Here is a 26,184-nt window from a genome sequence, read left to right on the forward strand (position 1 = left end):
ATCTCCTTCCCATCGTCCGAACTCGGATGGTGCAGGCGGTGTCCCGCTCCACCCGGGCCGCCGCCGTCCGGGCACTACTCGTTGACGGAGAAGCCTTGCTCGGCCGCGTAGGCGACGAGTTCCTCCTGGATCAATGACGTGGCTTCGTCGGGGGTCATCTCGCCTTCTCGAAGGGCGGTGAAGGCCTCATCGGTCACCTGGTTCACCATGGAGTTGAACGGCGACCACTGCCAGTTCCCCGGTACGGCCTGCAATTCTTCGGCGAACACCTGGTTCACTGGCTGGCCGCCGAAGAACTCGAACGGTTCGGCCACGAAATCAGGATCTTCCACGTACTCGGTCAGAACCGGGAACGACCCGGTGAGCTCGTAAAGCAGCTCGTAGGCTTCGGGTGCGTGGTTGACCCAGGTCACGTACGCGGCCGCGGCTTCCGGATTGTCGCTCTGTGACGTCACCGTGTAAGCGCTACCTCCCCACTCGGCGGAAGCACGCTCCCCCTCTTCCCAGGTCGGCATCTGAGCGACGCGCCATTCCCCGGCGCTGGACTCAGCCGCCGAGCCGAGAATGACCGGGGCCCACGCAGGGCCGATCCAGCCGGCCAGCGTGCCGTCGGCCATGGCTGCGTTCCACTCGGGTGATCCGCTCGGAAAGTCGCCGGTGACCCCCTCCTCGGCGAGCCGCTGCCAATAGCCGAGCACCTGCTGATACTCGGGCCTGTCGTAGTCGATCGTGATGTTCTCGCCGTCGATCGCAATGGGGCTCTGCCCGGTCTGCCAGAGCAGGTTTCGCAACGACCCGTCAGCAATCGGGTTGTTCGCCAGGTACGTGCCGGCATCGTGCTCCTGGAGCCTCGCAGCGGCGTCGGCGAACTCGTCCCAGGTGGTGGGTGGCTCGACGCCGGCTTCCTCGAGGATGTCGGCCCGATAGAGGAAGGCCATGGGCGACGCGTCGATTGGCGTGCCGTACACCTGATCGTTCACGGTGAGCTGATTGGCGATGCTGTCGATGTAGTCGTCGATGATCTCGGCGCCGCCGAGATCATCGATCGGGATGATGTCGCCGGTCAGCGCGAACTGCGGGATGAAGTTGTACTCCATCATCGCCACGTCCGGCGCACCGCTGCCGGACTGGAATGCCGTGAGGAGCCGTTCCATCGTCGTGGTCCCGCCACCTGGGTCCACCATCTCGACCTCGATGTTCGGGTACTCCTCCATGAACAGGTCAGCGAGGTCGGATGCGTTGGTCGACCAAGACCACACGGTGATCTCTCCGGACACTTCGTCAGGATCGAGGCTCTGAACGTCGTCATCGCCGGAACCCGTGTCGCCCCCGGAGCAGGCCGCCACAGCGAGAGCAACCGCGGCGCCGGTGACGGCCAGGACAGACCGCCGGCGAGTGAGCCGAAAACCTCTGCGCGACATCTGGCCTCCATCGGTCGTAGTTCGCATGGTGCACTTAGACTTTACCACCCGAGCTACCGCGTCAAGTCTCGCGTCTTACGCCGGGACGAGCCGGCCCGGTCGCTTCAGTGCATCAACCAGCCGCCGTCGACGTTGAGTAGTTGACCCGTCATGAAGGAGGCGTCCTCACTGCAGAGAAATGAGACGACCCCCGCGATGTCCGCGGGCGTGCCGCGCCGGGGGATCGCCTGGACAGCAGCCTGCTGCGCGGCCACGGCCGCCTGGTCGGGGAAGTTCTCGACGTCGATCTCGGTCCGGATGGAGCCGGGCGAGACTGCGTTCACCGTGATCATGTCGGCGCCGACCTCGCGCGCGAGCGAGCGGGTCAGGCCGACGATCGCACCCTTCGACGACACGTAGTCGATGAGGTGGCGCTGCCCGGACAGGAACGTCACGGACGAGAGGTTCACGACCCTCCCCCAGCGTTGGGGCCGCATCTGTTCGATGCCGGCCCGTGCGCACAGGAATGCGGCGCGAACGTTTACCGCCATTGTCCTGTCCCACTGGTCACCGGTGACGCTCTCCCACGGGCGGTGGACGGCGGTGAGTGCGGCGTTGTTCACCACGACCCCGATCGGTCCGAGCGCCCCGGACACTGCCGTGAAGGCGTCAGCGACCGCCCCCTCGTCGGAGACGTCGACGCGCAGGCCGAGACACCGACCGCGGTCACTGAGTTCGCCGGCGGTCTTGGTCGCGGATTCGAGAACGTCCAGGATCGCGACACGATGTCCGTCGGAAAGGAGTCGGCAGGCGATCTCCCGCCCGATTCCCCGAGCACCCCCGGTGACGACCGCAACTCGCGCCGTCATCAGGTCGCCTCCGATTCGCAAGACCTGGAGACGTGCCCGCAACTGCCGCGATGTTCCCCTGCAGCAGCTGGTTCGAGAGCCATTGCAACTCCTCGCCGACGCATCCGTTTGCGTGCACGACGTCCGCAGCGATTGCGTGAGCTGAGTCGTCACCATGCTTGAAGACTCAGATGTTGATGCGTGAGTTTGTCATCCAAGTTCTGGCAGGTCAATCCGCATCGAGTTCCATGCCCCCAGTCGGACTGTACGGCTGCGCTGGTCAGGGCGGCCCGATCGCCGCTTGCGTCGGCCCTGCACTATCCCTACGCTCGACCGTCGATGCGTATCGACGCCGGGTCGGGACCGGCGCCGACCGGCCGCGACGACGGGGAGGTGCACCGGTGCGGAAGGCCCCCACGAGCAAGGACGTCGCCCGCATCGCGGGCGTCTCCCAGAGCACCGTCTCGTACGTGATGAGCGGCAAGCGCCCCATCTCGGAGACCACCCGCCGCCGCGTCGAGGACGCGATCGCCCAGCTCACCTACCACCCGCACGCCGGCGCCCGTGCCCTGGCCGGGCACCGGACGGACGCCATCGCCGTCATCATGCCGTTCCGGTCGGCCTCGACGGCGCAACGGCTCATGGCGTTCGTCGAGGAGATCACGCTCGCCGCCCGCCGGCGTGACCACGACGTCCTCCTGGTCACCGCCGACGAGGGGCCCGACGGGCTTCGCCGGGTCGTGGGCCGCTCGCTTTGCGACGCCGTCGTCGTCATGGAGGTGGGGACGAACGACGAGCGCGCACGGATCGCCCGGACGCTCCCTCTGCCGGTCGTGTTCATCGGCGTGCCCGAGGACACTCACGGCCTGGAGTGCCTGGACTTCGACTTCGAGGGGGCGGGCGCGTTGCTCGTCGACGAGCTCGCCGACCTCGGCCACGGGACGGTCGACGTGCTGGGCTGGCCGCGGGACGTCGTCGAGACGAACTACAACTACGTCCCGCGCCTCACTCGTGGCGTCGAGCGGGCCGCCGCGGCCCGGGACGTCGAGCTCAGGTGGCACCGAGTCCCCGGTGACCACGACGTGCGCCCGGTGCTCGCGGACGCGTGCGCCGACCGCACCGACCGTCCGGGACTGATCCTGTTGGCGGCCATACCCGAGGCGGTCCGCGCGCTCTCGGACCTGGGTCTGCGGACCGGTACCGACGTCGACGTGGTCGCCCTGAGCACGGAGGCGGAAGCCCAGGAGCAAGGCCTGACCGCCGTCTCGACCCAACCTAGGGACGTGTCGCGGCGCGTCATGGAGCGTCTGTTCGCCCTTCTCGACGGCACCGCGCCGGAGGCCCGAGAGGTCGATCTCGTGCCCGCGACCCTCGTGCGCCGGGCATCCACCCGCCGCTGACGCACCCACATCGACCGACACGGACGAGGAAGGTTCCGCACATGCGAGATCGATACGTATCGACGCCGCAGGAGGCACCATGAACGGCCGCACCGCTCCCGCAGCGCGGGCCGGCCGGTTCCCGCCGCTGCCGAGCCGCCCGGTCTCCCGGCGTGCCGTGACGACCGCCGGTGTGCTCGGCTCCCTCGCCGGACTGCTGTCCGCCTGCGGCCAGAGCGCGCAGGCCGGGCCACGCACGCTACGGATCCTCGACTCCTACGCCAATGAGCCCGACAGCTCGATCATCGGCGATGCACTCCAGGCCGCGGCCGACCGCGTCGGCGTGACGCTCCAGCGCGTGTCCGTCGACGGTGCCGCACTGGTCCAACGCGTGCTCCAGCAGGGCTCCTCGGGCACGCTGCCCGACGTCCTGATGCTCGACAACCCCAACCTGCAGCAGATCGCGGCCACGACGGCGCTGCGCCCCTTCGACGAGCTCGGCATCCCGACCGACGGGTACGCCGAGGGCATCACTGCGGCGTGCACGCACGAGGAACGCGTCTACGGCCTGGCCCCGACGGTGAACACCATCGCCCTCTTCTACGACGTCCGTGCCCTCGAGGAGGCCGGCGTCGACCCGCCGGCAACATGGGAGGAGCTGCGCGAGACGGCCGCGGCACTCACCGAGGGCAGCCGGTACGGGATCGCCTTCTGCGGTAACGCCACCTACGAGGGCGCGTGGCAGTTCCTGCCGTTCTTCTGGACCAACGGCGCCGACGAGCGCCACATCGCCAGCCCGGAGGGGGCCCAGGCCCTCGGGCTGCTCGCCGACCTCGTCGCCGACGGGTCGGCCTCCTCCTCGGTCCTGAACTGGGGGCAGGTCGAGGTGAAGGACCAGTTCATCGCCGGTCGGGCGGCGATGATGATCAACGGGCCCTGGCAGATCCCCGAGATGTCGACCATCGAGGACCTGTCCTACGACGTCGTGCCCCTGCCCGTGCGCGTCCCGTCCCAGACCCCGGCCGCCCCGCTCGGCGGCGAGGTCTGGACCGTGCCCGCCACCGGCAACACGGCCAAGGAGGAGCTCGCCGGCGAGTTCCTGACCGCCTTCCTCTCGGACGAGAGCCAGCTCGAGATGGGCCGGCGTCGCTACACCGTGCCGGGCAAGCCCGCCCTGGCCGCCGAGTACCGCCGGCTCCGGCCGGAGATGGACACGTTCGTCCGGCTCATCGAGGACGCCCGCGCCCGTACCGCCCGGCTCGGTGCCGACTGGCCGACGACGGCCACGGCGCTCTACACCGCCGTCCAGCTGGCCCTGTCCGGACAGGCCTCGCCGCGCGAGGCGCTCGCCGAAGCCGAGGAGTACGTATGACGACCACGACGACAGCGGCGGGCGGCACCCGTGCCCGCAGCCGCACGGCCGACGGCGCGGGCCGGGCGACCGGCCGCCGTCGCCACCGGCGGGCCGTCACAGCCCTGTTCCTCGGGCCGGCGATCCTCTATCTCGCGCTCTTCTTCGGCTACCCCGTGGTCCAGAACGTGCTCATGGGGTTCCAGCACTACACGATCACCACGTTCTTCACGGGCGAGGCGCCGTGGGCCGGCCTGGCCAACTACCGCGAGGTCATCGGCAGCCCGCTCTTCCGGACCGCGCTGACGAACACCGTGCTGTTCACCGTCGGGTCGATCGCCGGGCAGTTCGCCCTCGGCCTCGGTCTCGCACTGTTCTTCCGGCGCCGCTTCCCGCTCTCCGGGCTGCTGCGCTCACTGCTCCTGCTCCCCTGGCTCATCCCGCTCATCGTGGCGAGCGCCGTGTGGAAGTGGCTGCTGGACACGGACGCCGGCGCACTCAACCGGGCGCTGATGGCGTCGGGGCTGACCGACACCGGCATCCCGTGGCTGACGAACACCGACCTCGCGCTGCTGACCGTCATCGCGGTCAACATCTGGATCGGCATCCCGTTCAACGCGGTGATCCTCCACGGCGGCCTGCAGGGCATCCCCGACGAGCTCTACGAGGCCGGGGCGCTCGACGGCGCCACCCGGTGGCGAGCCTTCCGGCACATCACCTGGCCCATGCTGCGCCCGGTGGTCACCGTGGTCCTGGTCCTCGGCGTGGTCTACACGCTCAAGGTCCTCGACATCATCCTCGGCCTGACGAACGGCGGGCCGGCGAACGCCACGCAGACGTTGACCACGCAGTCCTACCAGCTGTCCTTCACGACGTTCGACTTCGGCCAGGGGGCCGCGGTGAGCAACATCCTCATCCTCATCTCCCTGGTCTTCGCCGTCGTCTATCTGCGCCTGAACCGGCGCGCCGTGGATGAGTGAGGCCCGATGACCACCGTGACCCGTCCCTGGCTCCACACCGCGATCGGCGTCACCGTCATGGCGGTGCTGCTGTTCCCGATCTACTGGATGGTCAACGCCTCGCTGCAGCCGAACGGCGCGACCATCGAGACGACCTGGCTCCCTCTCTCCCCCGACCTGAGCGGATACCGCACGGCGCTCGCCGAGCAGGGCGGCAACCTCCTCACCAGCCTCCTGGTCTCCCTGGGCAGCGTGGTGCTGTCCCTGGTCATCGCGGTACCGGCGGCGTACGCACTCGCACAGTTCCGGCTGCCCTGGGCCAACTATGTGCTGTTCGCCGTGCTCATCAGCCAGATGATCCCCGGCATCGTCATCGCCAACGCGCTCTACAACGCCTACGCGGAGCTGGGGCTGCTCAACTCGATCCCGGGGCTCATCCTCGCCGACTCCACCGCCGGCATCCCGTTCGCGATCCTCATCTGCCGGGCGCTCATGCAGTCCCTGCCCCCGGCAATCGTCGAGGCCGCACTGGTCGACGGCGCGGGCCCGGTACGCGCGTTCGTCTCGGTGGTCCTGCCGGTGAGCCGCAACGCCCTCATCACGGCAGGGCTGTTCACGTTCCTGTTCACCTGGAGCGACTTCCTCTTCGCGCTGACCCTGACGACCACCGAGGACGTCCGCCCGGTCACCCTGGGCATCTACAACTACCTCGGCGCCTACGTGGCCGACTGGAGCTCGGTCATGGCGACCGCCGTGCTCGCCTCCATCCCCGCGGTCATCCTGCTCGTCATCGCCCAGAAGTACGTCGCCGCCGGCGTCACCGGCGGCGCGGTCAAGTGACCACCAGACCCGCCATCGCCACCGCAACACGAGAAGGAGAACACCTATGAGCCACCCGATCCGCGTCACCGTCTGGGGCGAGAACCGGCACGAGCAGCTCGAGCCCGAGGTCGCCGAGCGCTACCCGGACGGCATGCACGGCGCCGTCGCCCAGGGCATCGAGGCCAACCTCGGGCAACGGGTCCGGGTGCGGACCGCGACGCTGGACGAGCCCGAGCACGGTCTCACCGAGGAGGTGCTTCGGGAGACGGACGTCCTCACCTGGTGGGGCCACGCCGCCCACGGCGAGGTCTCCGACGAGGTGGCCGAGCGCGTCCAGCGGCACGTGCTGGAGGGCATGGGACTCATCGTCCTGCACTCCGGTCACTGGTCGAAGGTCTTCACCCGCCTCATGGGCACCACCTGCACCCTGCGGTGGCGCGCCGAGCACGACCGCGAGCTGGTCTGGACCGTCGACCCCACGCACCCCATCGCGCAGGGCATCCCGCACCCGATGATCATCGACGAGGACGAGATGTACGGAGAGTTCTTCGACGTCCCGGCCCCGGACGAGATCGTCTTCATCTCCTCCTTCTCCGGCGGCGAGGTGTTCCGGTCCGGCATCACCTACCGACGCGGCTTCGGCAAGATCTTCTACTTCCGCCCCGGCGACCAGGAGTACCCCACCTACTTCCACGACGGCGTCCGCAGGGTCATCTCGAACGCCGTCGAGTGGGCCGTGACCCTGCGGCCGGAGCGCACCACGCCGACATTGCTGCGGTACGAGACCGAGGACTTCTACCAGGGGCACGGCTACGAGGGCCCCTTGAAGTCCGAGGACGAGGAGGCACAGTCCGAGGAGGTGCGGTGAGCACACCGCTGATCCTCGTCGGAGCAGGCGGGATGGGGCGCGCCTGGCTGGCGACGATCCTCGCCGAGCCGCGCGCGGAGCTGGCGGGCGTGGTCGACCTCGACCTCGACGCGGCACGAGAGGCCCTCGCCGACGCCGGGGCCGACGACGTCCCGGTCGGCACGGACGCCGTCGCCCTCGCCGCCGAGACGGGCGCCCGCGCCGTCGTCAACGTGACCGTCCCGCGCGCGCACCACCCGGTGACGACGGCGGCACTCACCGCCGGGTTGCCGGTGCTCGGGGAGAAGCCGGTGGCCGAGACCGTCTCCCGCGCCCTGTCCCTCGTGGCCGCGAGTGAGGTCACCGGAGAGCTGTTCGTGGTCAGCCAGTCCCGGCGCTACAACCGCCAGCTCTTCGCGTTCCGCGACCAGGCGGCCACGCTCGGCGAGCTCGGCGTGCTCACCACGGAGTTCTTCAAGGCGCCCCGGTTCGGCGGGTTCCGCGAGGAGATGCCGCACCCGCTCCTGGTGGACATGGCCATCCACCCGTTCGACACGGCTCGGTTCCTCCTGGGCGCCGAACCGGTCTCGGTCTACTGCGAGGAGTTCAACCCGCCGTGGAGCTGGTACTCGGGCGACGCGGCGGCGAGCGCCGTCTTCGAGATGACCGGCGGCCTGCGCTATGTCTACACCGGCAGCTGGTGCAGCCCCGGCGCCGAGACGTCCTGGAACGGATCCTGGCGCCTCTCGGGCGCGAGCGGCACGGCGCGCTGGGACGGCGACCACGACCCGGTGGTGGATCGCCAGCCGCCGGTGGACCCGGCCGAGCTGCCGGGGCACGACGAGCCGGGCGAAGGGATCGCCGGCTCCCTGTCCGACTTCCTCACCGCGCTCGACGGCGGCCCGACGCCGATGGGCGAGGTGCACGAGAACGTGCTCAGCCTCGTCATGGTCGAGGCCGCCGTCGAGTCGGCCACCACGGGCACGCGGGTGATCGTCGACGACGTGCTGGACCGGGCCTACGAGCAGGCCCTGGCGGAGGAGACCCGGGAGGACGTGCGGGCCCGCTTGGTCTCCTGGACCTCCGTCCGCGCCGCCCTCCACCCGTCGGGTGCGCGGACGTCACCTCGTCCGTGACCTGGCCGCTCCTTCGCTCCGAAGAGGCGGCGTGTCGACCCGTCGATCAGCCGTGGTACTCGCAGTTGTAGGCCACGTCCAGCCCCGCTTCCAGTCCCAGGGCGCGATCGAAACCGGGTCCGCAGTCGACGACGTCGCGGTCACCGTCACGGTCCAGCAGGATCCGATCGTTCCCCGAGCCGCCGTAGAGGCGGTCCGCGCCACCGTTCCCGACGATGGTGTCGTCAGAACCTTCGCCGTTGACGTAGTCGTCGCCGCCGTTCCCGAAGAGCTCGTCGCCGCCGGTACCGCCGAAGACGCGATCGTTGCCCCCGCCCCCTTCGAGCCAGTCCCGCCCGCCCTGGCCATAGAGCCTGTCCGCGCCCTCGCGCCCTCGGATGCTGTCGTTCCCCTCGAGCGACGCATAGGCGTCCGGCCCGTTCGTCAGCCATCGGATGTCCGGCCCCGCGGTCGGCGGCTGGTACGCGGCACCTGCCGGCGTCGCGATCGCGGTCATGCCGACTGCCAACGCAGCGACCGTGCCCACTCGTGCATACGTCATGCGCTTCATTGCCCTGGGTCCCCTCGTCTCACGGAAGCAGGGAGCCACGGTCTCAGGCGCACGCACGGCGAACAATGGTGACAACTCCCCGCACCCGGCGGTACTCACCGCGGGCGCCCGTCTCAGACCCGCGCCATGTGCCGCGCCGCGCGCAGGCCGAAGACGCTCGCCGGGCCGATCGTCGACCCGGGCCCGGGATAGGTGCGGCCCATGACCGACGCCGAGGCGTTGCCCCCGGCGTACAGCCCGTCGATGACGGACCCGTCCTCCCGGAGCGCGCGGCCGTCGGCGTCGGTGACCACGCCCCCCTTGGTGCCGAGGTCACCGATCACCAGCCGGTAGGCGACGAACGGCCCCCGCTCGATCGGGCCCAGGCACGGGTTCGGCCGGACCGTCGGGTCGCCGTAGTAGCGGTCGTAGGCGGAGTCGCCCTTGTGGAAGTCCTGGTCACGGCCGGAGCGGGCGAACCCGTTGAGGCGTTCGATGGTCGCGCGGAACGTGGCGGTCGCGAACCCGAGCCGGCGGGCGAGCTCGGACAGGGTCTTCGCCTCCACCGCGATCCCCTGCTCCTTCATCGCATCGTTGACGCGGGGGTCCAGGGCGAAGGTGCGCAGGTACCGCAGTAGGTAGCGCCGCTCCACGATGAACCAGAAGGCGCCGTTGTCCCCCTCGGCCTCCCGCTCGAGCATGTGGTGGCCGAGGTCCACGTAGGACTCGGCCTCGTTGGCGAAGCGACGCCCGTGCGCATCCACGATCAGCGAGTACGGCAGCGCGCGCTCCCCCACCAGGAAGCCCGCCTGCCCGCCCTCCACCGGGTGCACCGCGGCTCCCCACCACGCGTCGTCCATGAGCTCGAACGCTGCTCCGACCTCCTGTGCCAGCACGTGCCCCTGCCCGACGTTGCCGGGGTTGCCGGCCGGGTGGCCGTCCACACCCTGGTGCCTGCGCCGCCACTCCTGGTTGTGCTCGAAGCCGCCGGAGGCGAGCATCACGCCACGCCGCGCCCGGACCGCGATCGTCCGGCCACCCTTGAGCACCTCGACCCCGACCACCCGGTCGCCGTCGGTGACAAGGCGCCGAGCCGGGGTGTCGAGCCACAGCGGGACGCCCTCCCGGACCATCAGCGCGTGACCGAGCGCACCCGTGAGCGCCCCGCCCAGGCCCTTCAGGCGCTTGCCCGTGACGATGCCGCCGAGGGTGCGCAGGACGACGCGGGCCCCGCGGACGAACCCGTCGGCCGTCGACCAGGCGCGCTGCAGCTGCCAGACGTCGTCGGTCATCGCCGGCATCGGCATGACGGCCCGCTGCGACCCTGCGAGCCCGCCAAGGAGATTCGTGTCGAACGGTCGCACCTCGACCGCGCGGCCGATCTTCCCGCCCGGGAGCTCGGGGTAGTAGTCGGGGTAGTCCGCGGACCGGACGAACCGCAGGCCGTAGCGCTCCGTCGTCGTCACGTAGTCCTCGATGCCGTCGACGAACGCCTCCTTGCGCTCCCGCGACGTCGCGCGGCCCTCGTCGCCGACGGTGCGCTCGAGGTAGTCGAGCGCCTCCTCGCGCGTGTCGTGGACGCCCTCGCGGCGCATGACGGGACTGTTCGGCAGCCAGAGCCCTCCGCCGGACATCGCGGAGCTGCCGCCCCACCTGTCCGTGCTCTCCAGGACCAGGACGCTCAGGCCCTCGTCCACGGCACCGAGCGCAGCGGTCAGGCCCGCCGCCCCGCTGCCGACCACCACGACGTCATACGTCTCGTCGAACGACTCGCTCATCCCAGGCTCCCATCCGGACACCGTCGTCTGGATCAACCTAGCCGACGCATCTCACTGGACGTATGCTCATGCCCCGCACGACCCGCCCGTGGCGCGCGTCACTGTTCCAATATCTCAGATCCGAGATACCCTGCTGCGGTGACTGCGACTGACGAGACCACCACCCTCGCCGAGATCGGCTCCCTCATCCGCGGCGCCCGGCAGAGCAAGGGGATCACCCAGAGCCAGCTGGCGGAGCGCCTCAGCACCAGCCAGAGCGCCATCGCTCGCATCGAGAGCGGCAGCCAGAACCTCTCCGTCGAGCTGCTCTCGCGCATCAACCGCGCGCTCGAGGCGGACCTGCTCTCCATCGGGACGCCGCGCGCCCAGCACCTCCGAGTCACCGGCGGCCACCAGCTCGCCGGGACCATCACCGTCAACTCCTCCAAGAACGGCGCCGTCGCTCTGCTGTGCGCGTCCCTGCTCAACCGGGGACGGACCACCCTGCGGGGCGTGGCCCGCATCGTCGAGGTCGACCGGATCGTCGCGGTCCTCCGCTCGATCGGCGTCCGGGCCACCTGGTCCGCCGACGGCAAGGACCTCGAGATCGTCCCGCCCGCGAACCTCGACCTCGACGCGATCGACGACGACGCGGCCCGCCGCACCCGCTCCATCATCATGTTCCTCGGCCCGCTGCTCGGCCGCGAGCAGCAGTTCCAGCTCCCGTACGCCGGGGGCTGCGACCTGGGCACCCGGACCGTCGAGCCGCACATGGTCGCACTGCGTCCCTTCGGGCTCGACGTCGTCGCCACCGGCGGGCGCTACCACGCCACCGTGAAGGCCGACCGGCCGGACGAGCTCTCCGTGGTCCTCACCGAGCGCGGCGACACCGTCACGGAGAACGCCCTCATGGCCGCGGCGCACCACCCCGGGGTCACCACGATCCGCAACGCCAGCCCGAACTACATGGTCCAGGACCTGTGCTTCTACCTGGAGCTGCTCGGAGTCCGCGTCGAGGGCATCGGGACCACCACCTTGCGGGTCCACGGCCTCGAGGACATCGCCGCCGACGTCGAGTACGCCCCGGCCGAGGACCCGGTCGAGGCGATGAGCCTGCTCACCGCCGGGATCGTGACCCACTCGGAGATCACCGTGGCCCGCGTACCGATCGAGTTCATGGAGATCGAGCTCGCGACCCTCTCGGAGATGGGCCTGCGCTACACCCTCTCCCCCGAGTACCCGGCGGCGAACGGCCGGACCCGGCTGGTGGACGTCACCGTCCACCCGAGCGACCTGAAGGCCCCGATCGACAAGATCCACCCGATGCCGTTCCCGGGCCTCAACATCGACAACCTGCCGTTCTTCGCGGTGATCGCCGCCTCCGCCGAGGGGCACACGCTCATCCACGACTGGGTCTACGACAGCCGCGCGATCCACCTGACGGACCTGACCCGGCTGGGTGCCGACGTCCGCATGCTCGACCCGCACCGTCTCGACATCACCGGCCCGACCCACTGGTCCGGCGCCGAGATCAGCTGCCCGCCCGCACTGCGGCCCGCCGTGGTGATCCTGCTGGCGATGCTCGCCGCCAAGGGCACCTCGGTGCTGCGCGGCGTGGACATCATCGCCCGGGGCTACGAGCAGCTGCAGGAGCGGCTCATCGAGCTCGGGGCACAGATCGAGACCTTCCGGGACTGACGTGCGCCCGGAGGTCGCTCCGATCGCCGGACCGCGAGGCCATCAGGCACGGCCGCGGGCGACCGGCTTCAGCACCGCTCCGGTCCGCCGCGGTCCGGAGGTGCTGTCCCGGACCACGAGGCGGGCAGGCAGGTGCCGGTGCGGCGTCTTCAGCTCGCGGCCGGCGAGCATCTCGATGAGCAGCTGCACAGCGCCCGTACCGATGTCGTGCAGCGGCTGCGCCACGGTGGTCAACGGCGGCGTCGACGCGGCCGTCTCAGGGACGTTGTCGAACCCGACCACCGACAGATCCTGAGGTACCCGCAGGCCGAGATCACGTGCCACCTCGATGGTGCGAAGTGCGGACAGGTCGTTCGCCGCGAAGATCGCGGTCGGCGGCTCCGACAGAGCCAGCAGCTCGCGGACGGCGCCGTCCGTCGGCTCGGGCCGGTACCCCCCGTCGCGCACCAGATCGGGGTCGAAGGCGATCCCGGCTCCCTCGAGGGCCTCGCGATAGCCCCGCTCGCGCTGATGCGCCGACGCCAGGTCGACCCTGCCCCGTAGGTGCCCGATGCGACGGTGCCCCAGCCCGAGCAGGTGGTCGGTCGCGGCGCGTGCACCGCCCACGTTGTCCGAGTCGATCGTCGCGGTCTCCGCCGGACCGGTGTGCTGATCGATCGCCACCACCGGCACCGGCGTCGCAGGCACCTGGACGGTGGGCGTGACGATGATCGCGCCGTCAATGAGAGTGCCCGCAAGGCGGGCCAGCGAGCGCCGCTCCCATCCGGCACCTTCGGGGTCCCCGACCATCGCCGAGTAGGCGAGCAGACCGTAGCCGGTCCCGGACAGGGCCTGCGAGACCCCCTTGAGCACCTCGGTGGAGAACGGCTCGAACTCGGCGACGAGCACACCGATGACGTCCGTACGCCCTCGGCGCAGCGAGGTGGCCACCAGCGAGGACTCGTAGCCGAGCTGCTCGATGACGTCACGGACCCGGGCGGTCGTCGCCTCCGCCACGCCGTGGCGGTTGTTGATGACCTTCGAGACGGTGGCCACGGACACCCCGGCGGTACGGGCGACGTCACCGATGGTGACGCGCCCTGCCCGCCGCTCTCCCCAGGTGCCGTTCTCCCAAGTCACCGCCCGACCGTATCGCCCCCGACGAGGCGGCTGTCAGTACGGGTCGAAGGCCGTGTCTAAATCGTTATCGATAACGATTGACACGACCCTTCGGATCCTGTGAAGTTGCTGCGTTCCAACTCGATGACGAAGGGGCCTCGCGATGACCACGAAGCGTCACACGGCAGTGGCGGTGATCGGCACAGGACTCGCGCTCCTGCTGACCGCGTGCAGCGGCGGCTCGCAGGCAGGTGGCGGTGGCGGAGGCGGCGACGGCGACGTCACCATGAGCTTCTGGCACAACTCGACGACCGGACCCGGTCAGGCGTACTGGGAGGAGACGGTCGCCGCCTTCGAGGAGGCGAACCCGGGTGTCACCATCGAGATCCAGTCCATCCAGAACGAGGACATGGACGGCCGGTTGCAGACCGCGCTGAACTCCGGCGACGCGCCGGACATCTTCATGGCACGCGGCGGCGGCAAGCTGGCCGACGTCGTGGAGGCGGGGCAGGCGCAGGACCTCACCGAGCTGGTCGACCCCGAGGTCGAGGAGGCGATCGGCCCGTCGATCAGCGCGTTCAGCATCGACGGCAGCGTCTACGGCATGCCCACCTCCGTGCTGCCCGGCGGGATCTTCTACAGCCAGGAGCTGTTCGCCGACGCGGGCATCGAGTCCACGCCCACCACCATGGACGAGCTGGTCGAGGCGGTCGACGCGGTCCGGGAGACCGGGGTCGCACCGATCGCCCTGGGCGCGATGGACGCCTGGCCGGCGGCCCACTGGTACTACTTCTTCGCGCTGCGCCTGTGCTCGGAGGAGACGGTGAACGCCGCGGCCGAGAGCCGCACGTTCGACGACGAGTGCTGGGTGGCAGCGGCCGAGGAGCTCGCGGCCTTCGCCGCCGAGGAGCCCTTCAACGAGGGGTTCCTCACCACCTCCGCCCAGCAGGGCGCGAGCTCGTCGGCGGGCCTGCTGGCCAACCACCAGGCCTCGATGGAGCTCATGGGTGCGTGGAACCCGGGCGTCATCGCCGGCCTGACGCCGGACGAGCAGCCGCTGGCGGACCTCGGCTGGTTCCCGTTCCCGGCCGTCGAGGGCGGCGCCGGTGACCCGGCCGCGATGATGGGCGGGGTCGACGGCTACTCCTGCTTCGTCGAGGCACCGCCGGAGTGCGCCGAGTTCCTCAACTTCTTCATGCAGCAGGAGCACCAGGAGGCCTACGCCGAGGCGTTCGTGACCATCCCGGCGAACGTCGACGCGCAGAGTGCCGTCACCGACCCGGCCCTGCAGGACATCCTCGCCAGCTACAACGAGGCGCCGTACGTCAGCGTGTGGCTGGACACGATGTACGGGCAGAACGTGGGCAACGCGTTGAACCAGGCGATCGTGGACCTGCTGGCCGGGAACACCGACCCGGCGGGCGTGGTCCAGGCCGTGAACGACGCTGCCGCCCGGGGCTGAGGCGTTGGCTGTCGCTCCCGGGGCGGTCGCGTCCCGCGCGCCGGCACCGCCGTCCGTGGCGGGACCGTCCCGGTCCCGTCACGGACGGTGGCGGACGCGCGGTGAGATCGCCCTGCTGGCCGGCCCGGCGGCCATCGTCTTCGTCACGTTCGTCATCTTCCCGGTGGCGATGGCCGCGTACTACGGGTTCTTCCAATGGAGCGGCTACGGGCCCCCGACGGAGTTCGTCGGCCTGCAGAACTACGTCCTCATCCTCACCGACCCGGACTTCCACGACGCCCTGCGGCACAACGGCTTCCTGGTGGTGATGTCGCTGGTCGCGCAGGGTCCGGCCGCGCTGGCGATCGCCCTGCTGCTGAACCAGCGGATCCGCGCGCGATCCCTCATCCGGGTGCTGATCTTCGTCCCCTACGTCCTCTCCGAGGTCGTGGTCGGCACGGGGTTCAACCTCATGCTCCAGACCACCGGCGCTGTCAACAGCCTGCTCGGCAAGATGGGTCTGGACGCGCTGCGGGTGGACTGGCTGGCGAACCCGGACGTGGCGATCTGGACGCTGCTTGCGATCATCTCCTGGAAGTACGTCGGCTTCGCCGTCATCCTCTTCCTGGCCGGCCTGCAGTCGATCCCCGAGGAGCTCTTCGAGGCCGCCGCCATCGACGGCGCCTCGTACTGGCAGATCCAGCGGCGCATCACCCTGCCGCTGCTCGGGCCGACGATCCGCATCTGGGCGTTCCTGTCCATCATCGGCTCGCTCCAGCTCTTCGACCTCGTCTACATCGTCTGGGGCCAGTACGTCGGCGCGACGGTCGGGACGTCGACGATGGCCACCTACATGGTGACCGAGGGGCGCAACGCGGGGAGCTACGGCTACGGCAACGCGGTCGCCGTCGTGCTCTTCCTCATCTGCCTCGTCGTCGCCCTCCTGTACCAGCGCGCGGTCCTGCGCCGTGACACCGCGGGCGCCCTGACCGGAGGGACGAGGCGATGACCGGCTCGCGCGCGCTGAGCAGGCTGGCGACCTACCTCGTCGCCTTCGCCTTCGTCGGGATCTGCCTCGTCCCGGTGCTGTACGTCATCGTGGGTGGGTTCCGCACGAACTCCCAGATCACCGCCGACCCTTCGGGGTTGCCGAGCCCGTGGGTGGTGGCGAACTACCTCGACGTGCTCGCCGAGGGCACGTTCTGGCGACAGGTCGGCAACTCGACGGTCGTCGGGCTGGCCACCACCGTCGGCGTGGTCGCGCTCGGCCTGATGGCGAGCTTCGCCATCGCCCGCTACGACTTCCGCGGCCGCGACGCCCTCTTCGCGCTCTTCGCCACGGGATTGATGTTCCCGCTGACCGTCGCGATCACCCCGCTGTACATCCTGATCCGGGACCTCGGGCTGATCAGCTCGCTGGCCGGCATCATCCTGCCGCAGGTCGCCTTCGCCCTGCCGGTGACCATCATCATCCTCGTGCCGTTTCTCAGGGCGATCCCGGACGAGCTCGAAGAGGCGGCGGCGATCGACGGCGCGAGCCGGCTGGGCTTCTTCTTCCGGATGGTGGTGCCGCTGTCCCTGCCCGGGGTGATCACCACCGGCATCCTCGCCTTCGTCGCGAGCTGGAACGCGTACCTGCTGCCGCTGTTCATCCTCAACGACGCGGCCAACTACACCCTGCCCCTGGGGGTGCAGGTCTTCGCCTCGCAGTACTCGGTGGACACCGCCCGCGTGCTGGCGTTCACCGCGCTGTCGATGATCCCGGCGTTGATCTTCTTCAGCCTGTTCGAGCGCCGGATCGTCGGTGGGCTCACCGGTGCCGTGAAGGGCTGAGCGTCCCGGCACCCGCGCATCCGCGCCGGCGCCTACCGCGCCGCCGTCACGCGCTCCTGGATCAGCCGGAGCGCCTCCTCCGGCACGCAGGCGAGCGTCTCGACCGGCAGCGCCACCACGGGCGGGCCGTCCGGGCGGCGCAGCACGATGTGGTTCCGGAAGAAGCGCGGGATCCGGCCTCCGAGGGGCGTCCACCAGGCTTCGGCGGCGCCCAGCTCGTCCCACCGCGCCCAGTGCCGCGAGCCCGCCCACATCCAGCCGATCCGGTCGGCGGTGAGCAGCACCGCCCTGGGCCGGCGCGCCCGCGGATGGAGGTTCAGGGCGCCGAGGGCCACCAGCGCCAGCCCACCCAGCCCGCCCACGACGACGGCGAGCACCCCGGCCGCGGCGTCACCGGAGGTCACCGCCGGGACGCCGAACCAGAACCCTCCCACCGCGGCCAGGGCGCCGATGCCCACGAGGAGCACGGCGATCCGCATCGGGATTGGCCGCACCGGGATGGCGACCGCGCGTTCACCCTCCACCAGGGCCTCGCCGATCGGTGCCCTGCCCTCGCGCTGCGGGACGGCGAGCAGGATGATCACGGCGCCGAAGGCGGCGGCGGCCACGGATCCGCGCAGGTCCGCGCCGTCGCTCACGAGCGGCACGGCCGCGGCGACGACCCACAGCACGCCGAACAGGCAGAACAGCCAGCGCAGCAGGTTGTTGTCGTTCATGCGCCAGCCCGGTCCGCCGTTCGCGAGGACCATCGGCAGGAAGTTCGGATGGATCACGAGGAGTCATTCTGCCGCGACCTCGCAGCGGTCACGGCGCAGCCTCCGGACCACCAGGATCGCCAGGACCGCGAGCAGGACCAGCCCGCCGAGCGCGTACCACCCGGCCGCCCCGAGGGCGGCAGCCACCTCGGGGAGGGCGGTCCGGGCCGCCGCGCCGGCGCCGACCCACACCACCGCCCACAGCACCGCCCCGAGCACCGATCCCACGGCGAAGCGGAGGTAGGACAGCCCGCCGGCCCCCGCCGCGGCCGGGACGAGGGTCCGCACCGCCGGCAGCAGCCTGGACACGACGACGGCCAGTCCCCCGTAGCGCTGCAGCAGCAGGCTCCCCCGGTCCCAGTGACGCAAGCCGACGCGTCGCACCAGCCGGGAGCGGCGCAGCGACGGCCCGGCCCGGCGACCGATGAGGTACCCCACGTGATCGCCCCCGCTGGCGGCCACCGCGACGACGCCCACGGTCAGGGCCAGCTCGGTGGGTGTGGCCGTTGCCGCCCCGAGCGTGAGGACCGCCCACTCCCCGGGGAAGACGAACCCCAGCCCGAGCGCGGACTCGGCGAACGCGACGAGGCCACCCACCGCGAGCAGCACGGGGCCGAACTGCTCGGACAGCTCCGCGATGACGCTCGCGACCCAGGACTCCATGGGTCACCAGCCAACCCGCGGGGAGGCGCGCGGGGTATCGGGTGCTCCCCTGGTTCGGCCCCCGGGATCACGGCGGGACGGCTCAGGGTCTCGCTCAGGTGACGGCTCGCCGGAGCCGCTCCCGTAGCAGCTCGACGGTCTGTGCGGGGTCGGTCGCCAGCCGCTCGATGGGGATCGTGGCGAGCTCCCCGCCGTCGTGGCCGCGCAGCACGATCACGTTCCGGAAGAGCGAGGGCCTGCTCCACCACGGCCAGACGCGCCTCCACATCCGTTCGGCGGCGGTGATCTCGTCCCACCGGACCCGCTGCGGGTCGCTGCCCGGGCCCAGGACCACGGCCTCCCGCGTCAGGACGATCGGCTCGGGCCGCCGGGCGCGCGGGTGCAGGAGGGTCACGCCACCCGCCGCCACCATGACGAGTGCGAAGGGCAGTCCCCAGAGCTTCCCCCAGTCGCCCTCCAGCAGCATGCCGATCGACGCCACCAGCAGCACCAGTATCGCGACCGACCGAGGGACGGCCACGCCGCGCCGCGGGACCGCCAGCGCGGTCTCGCCGTCGTGCACGACGTCGCGGGGACTCGCCCGGCCAGGCCGCCTCGGCAGCCCGAGCATGACGAACAGCACGCCGATGCCGATGACGAACGCCCCGGCCGCGGGCCTGCCGGCCAGCTCGGAGACCCCGAGTGCGGCCACGGCGACGCCGGCACCGCACGTCGTCAACGGGAACGTCAGGCTCGCCCTGGTGCGCCACCCGGGGGCGGAGCCGCGCATGGAGCGCGGGAGGTGCTCGTCACCGGCCGCCGGCATGGCCGCCTCGCGCGCCAGACCCGGCGGCGCGGGCCGCGACGTGCCGCCCGATCTCCGCCTCGAGGACGTCGAGGGGGACGCTGCCCAGGCCGAGCACCGCGTCGTGGAAGTCCCGGAGGCTGAACCGCTCCCCGAGCGTCTCCTCCGCCTCGCGCCGCAGCCGCTGGATGGTCAGCTGCCCCAGGTAGTACGCGGCGGCCTGGCCGGGCCATGCGATGTAGCGGTCGATCTCGGTGACGATCTCGTGCTCCGCGATGGCGGTGTTCCGGCGCAGGAAGTCCTGGGCACGCTCCCGGCTCCAGCCGAGGGCGTGCATGCCCGGGTCGACCACCAGCCGCGCCGCCCGCCACATCTGGAAGCTCAGCATGCCCATGTGCTCGTACGGCGTCTCGTAGATGCCCATCTCCACGCCGAGCCGCTCGCAGTACAGGGCCCAGCCCTCGCCGTAGGCGGAGATGTAGATCTGGCGGCGGAAGTCCGGCTGGTCGAGCTCGAGGGCGAGCGAGGTCTGGAAGGAGTGACCTGGTGCCGACTCGTGCAGGGTCAGCGCGGGCAGGGAGTACAGCGGCCGGGCCGGCAGGTTGTAGGTGTTGAGGATGTACCGGTCCGGCGCGCCCCGCCCGAAGGTGTAGTACGGCGCGACGTCCGCAGGCGGCTCCTCGATGCCGAACCGCTGGGTGGGGAGGCGCCCGAAGTAGCGGTGGACGACGCCGTCGAACTTCTTGCACACGTACGCCGCCTCGGCGAGCAGGCCGCGGGGCGTGGTCGCGTAGAAGCGCGGGTCGGTGCGCATGTGGGCCAGCAACCCGTCGACGTCGCCGGCGAACCCGACCTCGGCGGCCACCTCCGCCATCTCGGCCCGGATCGCGGCGACCTCGGCCGTGCCGATGTCGAAGATCTCCTGCGGAGTGAGGTCGGTCGTGGTGAACTCGCGCAGCTGGGCGGCGTAGAACGCCTCGCCGTCGGGTTGGTCATGGGCGGCGATCGCCTCGGGCAGGGCAGGCAGGTACTCCTCGGTGAGGAAGGCGAGCAACTCCCCGTACGCCGGGACGACGGCGTCCCGGACCAGCCGCTCCGCCTCCGCCGCGAGGGTCCGGCGGGTCGCCTCCGGGATGCTCGCGGGCAGGGTCGCCAGCGGGGCGAGGTAGGGCACGTCCGCCGGGTCCGTGGCCTGCGCGACGGTGCGCACCGGTGCCTCCCGCCCGGCCATGGTGACCCGCGGCGGGGCGAAGCCGCGGGCGAGACCCGCCCGCATGTTCTGCGTCTGCTGACGGAAGTACCGCGGGATCTGTGCCAGCTGGTCGAGGTAGGCGCGCACGTCCTCCTCGGTCTCCAGCTGCCGGCGGGCCGAGCGCATCGCGAGGTCGGACCAGAAGGAGGAGTCGGCGTTGACGGGCCGGGTGTACATCCGGAACCGCTGGCGCGTCAGCAGGGTGCGGAGCTGGTCAGAGTACACGTCCAGGTCGACCTGCTCCGTGGGTGTGAGCTCCTCGCGGGGGATCGCCGTGACGGCGTCGAGCACCGCCTGCCACCGCTGCTCCCGTTGCTGCTGGGCATCGGCGGAGACGTCCGGGAGGAAGCTCTCCACCGGGCCGGCCACGCCCATCGACTGGTCGCCGAGCTCGCGGACGCGCCAGGCCCACTCCTGCTCGTACAGCTCGCGGAGGCGTGCGCCGGCCCCGGTCACCGAGGGTGCGCTCACAGCCGGCCCGCCGTCGTCGCCGGGCCGTCCGACTCGGGCCGCGGGCCGGTGCCCACTCCCCAGGCGACGAAGTCGACGAGGTCCCGCGACTGGGCCAGCCGGGAGGGTTCGTGGACGTACATCATGTGCCCCGCCTCGTAGTAGCGGCGCACGATGCGGCCGTGGGCCTCCGCGGGGAGCCGCAGGTGGGCCAGGACGTGCTCGGAGGCCGCGAACGGGGTGGCGCCGTCGTGGTAGCCGAAGGCGACGTAGACCTTCAGGTCCGGGTTCGCGCGCATCGCCGAGGCGAGGTCCTCCGCCGTGGTGACGGAGCGGTTCTCGAACTCCTTGTAGGACCATGGCTGGACCCGGCCGGTGATGATCTCGTACGTCAGGTCGCTGTCGTAGCCGAGCTCGGCCCTCAGGTAGTGGTTGACGGCCGCGGTGTAGGGGAACTGGATGTGGTGGTAGGAGGGGTCGGCCTCCATCTCGGCGAGGGTGAGGTGGCCCGGGTGGGCGGTGAAGCGCGAGTCCAGCCGGCCGACCATCAGCCCCTGGTCGCGGAGGAGCTCGGCGAAGAACGCCTTGTGCTCGAGGCGCAGGTCCGAGCGCAGCACGTGGTCGATGTCGATGCCGGTCAACGCGGCGAGCCGCCCGGCGACCTGCTGCCGCTCGCGCTCCCCCAGCCGGCTGCCGCGCGCCAGGGCGAGGGTGTAGTCGGTGTCGGCGAACGCCTGTGCCTCCGCCACCACGTCCGCCAGGGCGCGCCCGGGGTGCTTGCCGTGGTAGTGCGCCACGGCCGCATAGGTGGGCAGGTAGTGGACGTAGGGGGCGTCGTTGCCCTCGGTGAAGAACACGGTGCCCAGGTCCAGGACGGCGGAGATGAGCATGACGCCGTTGAACGCGATGCCGTGGCGCTGCGCGAGGTGCCCGGCGAGCGCGGCGGCGCGCGTGGTGCCGTAGGACTCCCCGGCGAGGAACTTCGGCGAGAGCCACCGGTCGTTGCGGGTGAGCCAGAGCCGGATGGCCTCGCCCACCAGGTCCCGGTCCCCGCTGAACCCGTGGTACTCGGCCGGCTTGCCACCGACGACGGCACGGCTGTACCCGGTGGTCATCGGGTCGATGAAGACGAGGTCGGCGTGCGCGAGGAGCGTCTCGGCGTTGTCGGTGAGGCCGTACGGCGGTGGCGTGCGGTCCTCGACGTCCCCGGAGAGCACCCGCCGCGGCCCGAAGAGCCCGAGGTGCAGCCACACGGAGGAGGACCCCGGGCCGCCGTTGAACGCGAACACCACCGGCCGCGCGGGATCGGGTGCCCCGCCGTCCCCGAGCGCGGTGTAGGCGGTGAGGAAGACCTGGGCGCGGGCCTCCCATCCGCGGAAGACGCCGTCGTCGAGCTTCTCCTCCCCGACCACCATCCGCCCGGTCGTGGCCCGGTACCGCAGCGGCCCGCCGGGCAGGTCGAGCGTGTGCTCGGTGGTGACGAGGTCGTCCGCGGCCGGCGTCGGGGTCCCGTTCGGCCCGGCTTCCTGCGCCGGTCCGGTCGCGGCGTCCTTCGGGGTGTCGCTCACCTGGTGTCCTCTCTCTCGTGCGTCTCGCCCGCGGCCCGGGCCGCCTCCCACGCCGGGTCGATGCGTGGGACGGCCTCGAGCAGCGTTCGGGTGTACTCGTGCCGGGGCTCGGTGAAGATCTGCTCGCGCGGGCCCTGCTCGACGACCGTGCCCTGGCTCATCACCGCGACCGTGTGTGCGATCTGCCGCACCACCGCGAGGTCGTGCGCGATGAAGATGTAGGACAGGTCCCGCTCCCGCTGGAGGTCCAGCAGGAGGTCGAGCACCTGGGCCTGGACGGAGACGTCCAGCGCGGAGACCGCCTCGTCGCAGATGACGACGCGCGGCTCGACCACGAGTGCCCGGGCGATCCCGATGCGCTGCGCCTGGCCTCCGGAGAACTGGGCGGGGTACCGGTCGGCGTGGTCCGGGTTCAGGCCCACGCGGGCCATCGCGTCACGGACGACGTCCCGGTACCCGCCGGCAACCTTCCGGCCCTGGTAGCGCAGCGGCGCGGAGACGATCTGCTCCACGGTGTGGCGGGGGTTGAGCGAGGAGTACGGGTCCTGGAAGACCACCTGGACCCCGCCGCGGAACGCACGCAGCCCCGACCCGCCGGCCGCGGTGACGTCCTGCCCCTCGAACTCGAGAGTCCCGGCGGTCGGGTCGATGAGCCGGGCGACCATGCGGGCGGTCGTCGACTTCCCGGAGCCGGACTCCCCCACGATGCCGAGGGTCTCGCGGCGGGCGAGGTCGAAGCTGACCCCGTCGACGGCGCGAAAGGTCCGCCGTCGTCCGACGCGGAACTCCTTGACCAGGTCCCGCGCGCGCAGCAACGGGGTGGCGGCGGTGCTCATCGGGCCTCCCGGATCGGCTCCGGCAGGTCGACGTCGTCGTCCAGGCGAGGTGTGGCGTCCAGGAGCTGCCGGGTGTACTCCTCGGCCGGCCGGGAGAAGATCTGCTCCGCGGTCCCCTGCTCGACGGCCCGCCCGTGTCGCATGACGACGACGGAGTCCGCGACCTGGCTGACCACCGCGAGGTCGTGGGTGATGAAGAGCATCCCGGCGCCGGTGGTCTCCTGGACGTCCGCGAGCAGGCGCAGGATCTGCGCCTGCACGGTGACGTCGAGCGCCGTGGTCGGCTCGTCGCACACGAGGAGGTCCGGCTCGCAGACGAGGGCCATCGCGATCATGACGCGCTGACGCATCCCGCCGGAGAACTGGTGCGGGTAGTGGTGCACGCGGCGGCCGGCGTCGGGGATGCGGACCTGGTCCATCGCCTCGGCCGCGAGCCGCATCGCCTGGCGGCGGTTCCCGCCGCGATGCGCCAGGTAGGCCTCGGCGATCTGGAAACCGACGGTGTAGTAGGGGTTGAGGGAGGACAACGGGTCCTGGAAGACCATCGCGATCCGGTCGCCACGGATGCGCCGCATGGCGCGGTCCGGCAGCCCGAGGAGCTCCTCACCCCAGAACCGCACCGACCCGGCCGGCTCGGCGCCCGGCGGCAGCAGGCCCATCGTGGCGAGCGCCGTCATCGACTTCCCGGAGCCGGACTCGCCCACGAGGCCGAGCGTGGCGCCCTTGTCGATCCGGAAGGTCATGTCCTGCACGACCGTGCTCGCGGTGGCCCGGAAGGTGACCGTGAGGTCCTCGACCTCGAGCATGGCCTTCTCGCCGGCATCGGACGTCATCGGGCACCCCCCACCCGGACGCGGGGATCGAGGACCGTGTAGGTGAGGTCGACGACGATGTTCGCGAGGACGACGGCGAAGGCCGCCACCAGGGTGACGCCCATGATGACCGGCTGGTCGTTGGTGCCGATCGCGTCGTAGGCGAGCTTGCCGATTCCGTTCAGGCCGAAGACCGTCTCGGTGATGAGAGCGCCGCCGAGCAGGGTGGCGAAGTCCATGCCCAGCAGCGTCACCACGGGCGTGAGCGACGGACGCAGGGCGTGGCGGAACAGGATGGGCCGGCGCGGCAGGCCCTTGGCGCGGGCCGTGCGCATGAAGTTCTCGTCCAGCGTGTCGAGCATGTTGGACCGGGTCAGGCGCGCATACATCGAGGCGTACATCAGGGCGAGGACCAGCCACGGCATGAGGTACGCCTGGAACCAGGCCACGGGGTCCTCGCCGAAGGGCACCACGGCAGGGAAGGGCAGCCACTGCAGCTGCACCACCAGCAGGTACTGCAGCACGAGCGCGACGAAGTAGTTCGGCAGCGAGATACCCGCGAGCGCGACCATCATCGCGCCCTTGTCCCACCACGTGCCGCGACGGACCGCGCTGACCATGCCGGCCGAGACCCCGACGAGCAGCCACAGCACGGCGGCGCCGAGGGCGACCGTGACCGAGACCGGCAGCCGGTCCAGGATCATGGACAGCACGTCCTCGCGGGTCTGGAAGCTGTGGCCGATGCACGGTGCCTCGCAGAAGACCGCCGAGGCACCCGAGCCGTACGTCCGGCCGGCGACGATGCCGGTGAGGAACGTGAGGAACTGGGCGAAGAACGGCTGGTCCAGGCCGAGCTGGTGGTGGATCGCCTCGATCCGCTCCGGCGTGCAGGTCTGCCCGCAGATGCTGGTCGCGGGGTCGGGCGTGAGGACGAAGAAGACGACGAACGTGAAGAACACGACGGCGAGCAGGATGAGCAGCGCGGCCAGCAGGCGCCGCACGACGTAGAAGATCACGACCGCCCCCCGCTCGCCCAGAAGCGTTGCAGGTTGTCCCCGAGGACGGTGAAGGAGAACACCGTGAGGAAGAGGAACGTGCCGGGGATGGCGAAGAACATCGGGTCGACGGCGTACCACGGGACGGCCGTGGAGATCATCTGGCCCCACGAGGCGGTCGGCGGGGTGACGCCGACGCCCAGGAACGACAGCCCCGCCTCCGTGGCGATGAAGGTCGGCACCGAGAGGGTCGCCATGACGATGACCGTGCCGGAGAGGTTCGGCAGGATCTCGCGGAACACGATGGCCGGCCGGGTGGCGCCGGAGGCCCGGGCGGCCTCCACGAACTCACGGTTCGCCAGCGAGAGCGTCTGCCCGCGGATCACGCGGGCGGTGGCCGGCCAGCTGAACAGGCTCAGCACCAGCACGAGCAGCAGGGGCCGGTTGCCCTGCGGGATGGCCGAGAGCACCGCGATCATGAAGATCAGCGCGGGGAAGGCCATGAGGAAGTCCATGACGCGGGAGATCACCTGGTCGACCACTCCGCCGAAGAAGCCGGCGAGCATGCCAAGGCTCACCCCCAGCAGGCTGGTCATGAGGGTCGCGGACAGGCCGATGAGCATAGAGACCCGGGCCCCGTAGACGATCCGCGCGAAGAGGTCACGGCCGTTCTGCGGCTCGACGCCGAACCAGTGCTCGGCGCTGATGCCGCCCAGCGGGCCGTGCGGCAGGCCGCCGGCGGCGGGCTCGATGGCGCTCTCGTCGAACTGGTAGGGCCCCCACCCGCTCACCATGGTGATGAGCGGCGCGAAGAGCGCCATCACGGTGACGAGGACCAGGAACCCCACCGACAGAACCACCGACGGACGGCGCAGCATGCCACGCCAGGTCGGCGCGCCCGGGCGCCGTCCGTCGTCCGGCCCCTTCCCGGTCTCGATCTCCTCGAGCGTGGTGGATGCCGAGACGGCCAT

At 70.9% G+C, this 26,184-nt stretch carries 24 protein-coding genes; 10 read left to right on the forward strand and 14 right to left on the reverse strand.

Features of this window, described 5'->3' with window-relative positions:
- Nucleotides 1-74 precede the first annotated feature (74 nt).
- Both ACFQQL_RS17075 and ACFQQL_RS17080 read right to left on the reverse strand, forming a co-directional pair.
- The gene (locus tag ACFQQL_RS17075) at nucleotides 75-1,421 is read right to left on the reverse strand and encodes an ABC transporter substrate-binding protein (protein WP_382396363.1); all 1,347 of its coding nucleotides are present in this window, start codon (nucleotides 1,419-1,421) and stop codon (nucleotides 75-77) included.
- A gap of 104 nt (nucleotides 1,422-1,525) precedes the next feature.
- A complete protein-coding gene (locus ACFQQL_RS17080) occupies nucleotides 1,526-2,269 on the reverse strand; it encodes an SDR family NAD(P)-dependent oxidoreductase (protein WP_382396364.1) in 744 nt (247 codons plus the stop codon).
- Between the two features lie 380 nt (nucleotides 2,270-2,649).
- Here ACFQQL_RS17080 and ACFQQL_RS17085 point away from each other — a divergent pair, with 380 nt between their 5' ends.
- From ACFQQL_RS17085 to ACFQQL_RS17110, 6 genes are all read left to right on the forward strand, one after another.
- Nucleotides 2,650-3,648 carry a LacI family DNA-binding transcriptional regulator gene (locus ACFQQL_RS17085; protein WP_382396365.1) on the forward strand — a complete coding sequence of 333 codons (999 nt, stop codon included), beginning with the start codon at nucleotides 2,650-2,652 and terminating at the stop codon, nucleotides 3,646-3,648.
- Between the two features lie 79 nt (nucleotides 3,649-3,727).
- Nucleotides 3,728-4,999, forward strand: a complete 1,272-nt coding sequence (locus ACFQQL_RS17090) for an ABC transporter substrate-binding protein (protein WP_382396366.1) — start codon at nucleotides 3,728-3,730, stop codon at nucleotides 4,997-4,999.
- Nucleotides 4,996-5,958, forward strand: a complete 963-nt coding sequence (locus tag ACFQQL_RS17095; protein ID WP_382396367.1) for a carbohydrate ABC transporter permease — start codon at nucleotides 4,996-4,998, stop codon at nucleotides 5,956-5,958. Before ACFQQL_RS17090 ends, ACFQQL_RS17095 begins: the two co-directional genes overlap by 4 nt.
- 6 nt (nucleotides 5,959-5,964) lie before the next feature.
- Nucleotides 5,965-6,777: a carbohydrate ABC transporter permease gene (locus tag ACFQQL_RS17100; RefSeq protein WP_382396368.1), complete on the forward strand. Its 813-nt coding sequence runs from the start codon at nucleotides 5,965-5,967 to the stop codon at nucleotides 6,775-6,777.
- Nucleotides 6,778-6,823: 46 nt separating this feature from the next.
- Nucleotides 6,824-7,627: a ThuA domain-containing protein gene (locus ACFQQL_RS17105; protein WP_382396369.1), complete on the forward strand. Its 804-nt coding sequence runs from the start codon at nucleotides 6,824-6,826 to the stop codon at nucleotides 7,625-7,627.
- Entirely contained in the window at nucleotides 7,624-8,742 is a 1,119-nt protein-coding gene (locus ACFQQL_RS17110; RefSeq protein ID WP_382396370.1) for a Gfo/Idh/MocA family protein, read from the forward strand. The genes ACFQQL_RS17105 and ACFQQL_RS17110 overlap by 4 nt, the downstream gene beginning before the upstream one ends.
- 46 nt (nucleotides 8,743-8,788) lie before the next feature.
- Here ACFQQL_RS17110 and ACFQQL_RS17115 read toward each other — a convergent pair whose 3' ends face one another.
- Entirely contained in the window at nucleotides 8,789-9,283 is a 495-nt protein-coding gene (locus ACFQQL_RS17115) for a calcium-binding protein (RefSeq protein ID WP_382396371.1), read from the reverse strand.
- A 122-nt stretch (nucleotides 9,284-9,405) separates the two neighbouring features.
- Nucleotides 9,406-11,049 (reverse strand): FAD-dependent oxidoreductase, encoded by a 1,644-nt coding sequence (locus tag ACFQQL_RS17120; RefSeq protein WP_382396372.1) that lies wholly within the window; start codon nucleotides 11,047-11,049, stop codon nucleotides 9,406-9,408.
- Between the two features lie 138 nt (nucleotides 11,050-11,187).
- Between ACFQQL_RS17120 and ACFQQL_RS17125 the strand changes: the two genes are divergently transcribed.
- On the forward strand, nucleotides 11,188-12,726 hold the full coding sequence (locus ACFQQL_RS17125) for a UDP-N-acetylglucosamine 1-carboxyvinyltransferase (protein WP_382396373.1): 1,539 nt from the start codon (nucleotides 11,188-11,190) through the stop codon (nucleotides 12,724-12,726).
- A gap of 42 nt (nucleotides 12,727-12,768) precedes the next feature.
- On the opposite strand, the gene ACFQQL_RS17130 is transcribed toward ACFQQL_RS17125, so the two are convergent.
- Nucleotides 12,769-13,845, reverse strand: a complete 1,077-nt coding sequence (locus ACFQQL_RS17130; protein WP_382396374.1) for a LacI family DNA-binding transcriptional regulator — start codon at nucleotides 13,843-13,845, stop codon at nucleotides 12,769-12,771.
- A gap of 142 nt (nucleotides 13,846-13,987) precedes the next feature.
- Between ACFQQL_RS17130 and ACFQQL_RS17135 the strand changes: the two genes are divergently transcribed.
- The 3 genes from ACFQQL_RS17135 to ACFQQL_RS17145 are packed head-to-tail and all read left to right on the forward strand — an operon-like array spanning nucleotide 13,988 to nucleotide 17,098.
- On the forward strand, nucleotides 13,988-15,286 hold the full coding sequence (locus tag ACFQQL_RS17135; RefSeq protein ID WP_382396375.1) for an extracellular solute-binding protein: 1,299 nt from the start codon (nucleotides 13,988-13,990) through the stop codon (nucleotides 15,284-15,286).
- A 4-nt stretch (nucleotides 15,287-15,290) separates the two neighbouring features.
- Nucleotides 15,291-16,274 carry a carbohydrate ABC transporter permease gene (locus tag ACFQQL_RS17140; protein WP_382396376.1) on the forward strand — a complete coding sequence of 328 codons (984 nt, stop codon included), beginning with the start codon at nucleotides 15,291-15,293 and terminating at the stop codon, nucleotides 16,272-16,274.
- A complete protein-coding gene (locus tag ACFQQL_RS17145) occupies nucleotides 16,271-17,098 on the forward strand; it encodes a carbohydrate ABC transporter permease (protein ID WP_382396377.1) in 828 nt (275 codons plus the stop codon). The genes ACFQQL_RS17140 and ACFQQL_RS17145 overlap by 4 nt, the downstream gene beginning before the upstream one ends.
- 32 nt (nucleotides 17,099-17,130) lie before the next feature.
- On the opposite strand, the gene ACFQQL_RS17150 is transcribed toward ACFQQL_RS17145, so the two are convergent.
- From ACFQQL_RS17150 to ACFQQL_RS17190, 9 genes are all read right to left on the reverse strand, one after another.
- Entirely contained in the window at nucleotides 17,131-17,871 is a 741-nt protein-coding gene (locus ACFQQL_RS17150) for a hypothetical protein (RefSeq protein WP_382396378.1), read from the reverse strand.
- 6 nt (nucleotides 17,872-17,877) lie between these two features.
- A complete protein-coding gene (locus ACFQQL_RS17155) occupies nucleotides 17,878-18,516 on the reverse strand; it encodes a DedA family protein (protein ID WP_382396379.1) in 639 nt (212 codons plus the stop codon).
- Between the two features lie 94 nt (nucleotides 18,517-18,610).
- The gene (locus tag ACFQQL_RS17160; protein ID WP_382396380.1) at nucleotides 18,611-19,321 is read right to left on the reverse strand and encodes a hypothetical protein; all 711 of its coding nucleotides are present in this window, start codon (nucleotides 19,319-19,321) and stop codon (nucleotides 18,611-18,613) included.
- On the reverse strand, nucleotides 19,305-21,086 hold the full coding sequence (locus tag ACFQQL_RS17165) for a DUF885 domain-containing protein (protein WP_465254072.1): 1,782 nt from the start codon (nucleotides 21,084-21,086) through the stop codon (nucleotides 19,305-19,307). The genes ACFQQL_RS17160 and ACFQQL_RS17165 overlap by 17 nt, the downstream gene beginning before the upstream one ends.
- The gene (locus ACFQQL_RS17170; RefSeq protein ID WP_382396382.1) at nucleotides 21,020-22,570 is read right to left on the reverse strand and encodes a S10 family peptidase; all 1,551 of its coding nucleotides are present in this window, start codon (nucleotides 22,568-22,570) and stop codon (nucleotides 21,020-21,022) included. Before ACFQQL_RS17170 ends, ACFQQL_RS17165 begins: the two co-directional genes overlap by 67 nt.
- Complete coding sequence (locus ACFQQL_RS17175) at nucleotides 22,567-23,406, reverse strand: ATP-binding cassette domain-containing protein (RefSeq protein ID WP_382396383.1); 840 nt, start codon at nucleotides 23,404-23,406, stop codon at nucleotides 22,567-22,569. Before ACFQQL_RS17175 ends, ACFQQL_RS17170 begins: the two co-directional genes overlap by 4 nt.
- Nucleotides 23,403-24,239, reverse strand: a complete 837-nt coding sequence (locus tag ACFQQL_RS17180; protein ID WP_382396384.1) for an ABC transporter ATP-binding protein — start codon at nucleotides 24,237-24,239, stop codon at nucleotides 23,403-23,405. Before ACFQQL_RS17180 ends, ACFQQL_RS17175 begins: the two co-directional genes overlap by 4 nt.
- On the reverse strand, nucleotides 24,236-25,234 hold the full coding sequence (locus ACFQQL_RS17185; protein WP_382396385.1) for an ABC transporter permease: 999 nt from the start codon (nucleotides 25,232-25,234) through the stop codon (nucleotides 24,236-24,238). The genes ACFQQL_RS17180 and ACFQQL_RS17185 overlap by 4 nt, the downstream gene beginning before the upstream one ends.
- On the reverse strand, nucleotides 25,231-26,184 hold the full coding sequence (locus ACFQQL_RS17190) for an ABC transporter permease (RefSeq protein WP_382396386.1): 954 nt from the start codon (nucleotides 26,182-26,184) through the stop codon (nucleotides 25,231-25,233). Before ACFQQL_RS17190 ends, ACFQQL_RS17185 begins: the two co-directional genes overlap by 4 nt.

The sequence above is a fragment of the Georgenia alba genome (assembly GCF_042665525.1).
Taxonomy (GTDB): Bacteria; Actinomycetota; Actinomycetes; order Actinomycetales; family Actinomycetaceae; genus Allobogoriella; species Allobogoriella alba.

Excerpts from the sequence above, each read along its gene's own strand:
- ACFQQL_RS17075 (WP_382396363.1), bottom strand. The coding sequence starts at position 1,421 with ATGTCGCGCAGAGGTTTTCGGCTCACTCGCCGGCGGTCTGTCCTGGCC.
- ACFQQL_RS17080 (WP_382396364.1), bottom strand. The coding sequence starts at position 2,269 with ATGACGGCGCGAGTTGCGGTCGTCACCGGGGGTGCTCGGGGAATCGGG.
- ACFQQL_RS17090 (WP_382396366.1), top strand. The coding sequence starts at position 3,728 with ATGAACGGCCGCACCGCTCCCGCAGCGCGGGCCGGCCGGTTCCCGCCG.
- ACFQQL_RS17095 (WP_382396367.1), top strand. The coding sequence starts at position 4,996 with ATGACGACCACGACGACAGCGGCGGGCGGCACCCGTGCCCGCAGCCGC.
- ACFQQL_RS17100 (WP_382396368.1), top strand. The coding sequence starts at position 5,965 with ATGACCACCGTGACCCGTCCCTGGCTCCACACCGCGATCGGCGTCACC.
- ACFQQL_RS17105 (WP_382396369.1), top strand. The coding sequence starts at position 6,824 with ATGAGCCACCCGATCCGCGTCACCGTCTGGGGCGAGAACCGGCACGAG.
- ACFQQL_RS17115 (WP_382396371.1), bottom strand. The coding sequence starts at position 9,283 with ATGACGTATGCACGAGTGGGCACGGTCGCTGCGTTGGCAGTCGGCATG.
- ACFQQL_RS17120 (WP_382396372.1), bottom strand. The coding sequence starts at position 11,049 with ATGAGCGAGTCGTTCGACGAGACGTATGACGTCGTGGTGGTCGGCAGC.
- ACFQQL_RS17135 (WP_382396375.1), top strand. The coding sequence starts at position 13,988 with ATGACCACGAAGCGTCACACGGCAGTGGCGGTGATCGGCACAGGACTC.
- ACFQQL_RS17145 (WP_382396377.1), top strand. The coding sequence starts at position 16,271 with ATGACCGGCTCGCGCGCGCTGAGCAGGCTGGCGACCTACCTCGTCGCC.
- ACFQQL_RS17155 (WP_382396379.1), bottom strand. The coding sequence starts at position 18,516 with ATGGAGTCCTGGGTCGCGAGCGTCATCGCGGAGCTGTCCGAGCAGTTC.
- ACFQQL_RS17160 (WP_382396380.1), bottom strand. The coding sequence starts at position 19,321 with ATGCCGGCGGCCGGTGACGAGCACCTCCCGCGCTCCATGCGCGGCTCC.
- ACFQQL_RS17175 (WP_382396383.1), bottom strand. The coding sequence starts at position 23,406 with ATGAGCACCGCCGCCACCCCGTTGCTGCGCGCGCGGGACCTGGTCAAG.
- ACFQQL_RS17180 (WP_382396384.1), bottom strand. The coding sequence starts at position 24,239 with ATGACGTCCGATGCCGGCGAGAAGGCCATGCTCGAGGTCGAGGACCTC.
- ACFQQL_RS17190 (WP_382396386.1), bottom strand. The coding sequence starts at position 26,184 with ATGGCCGTCTCGGCATCCACCACGCTCGAGGAGATCGAGACCGGGAAG.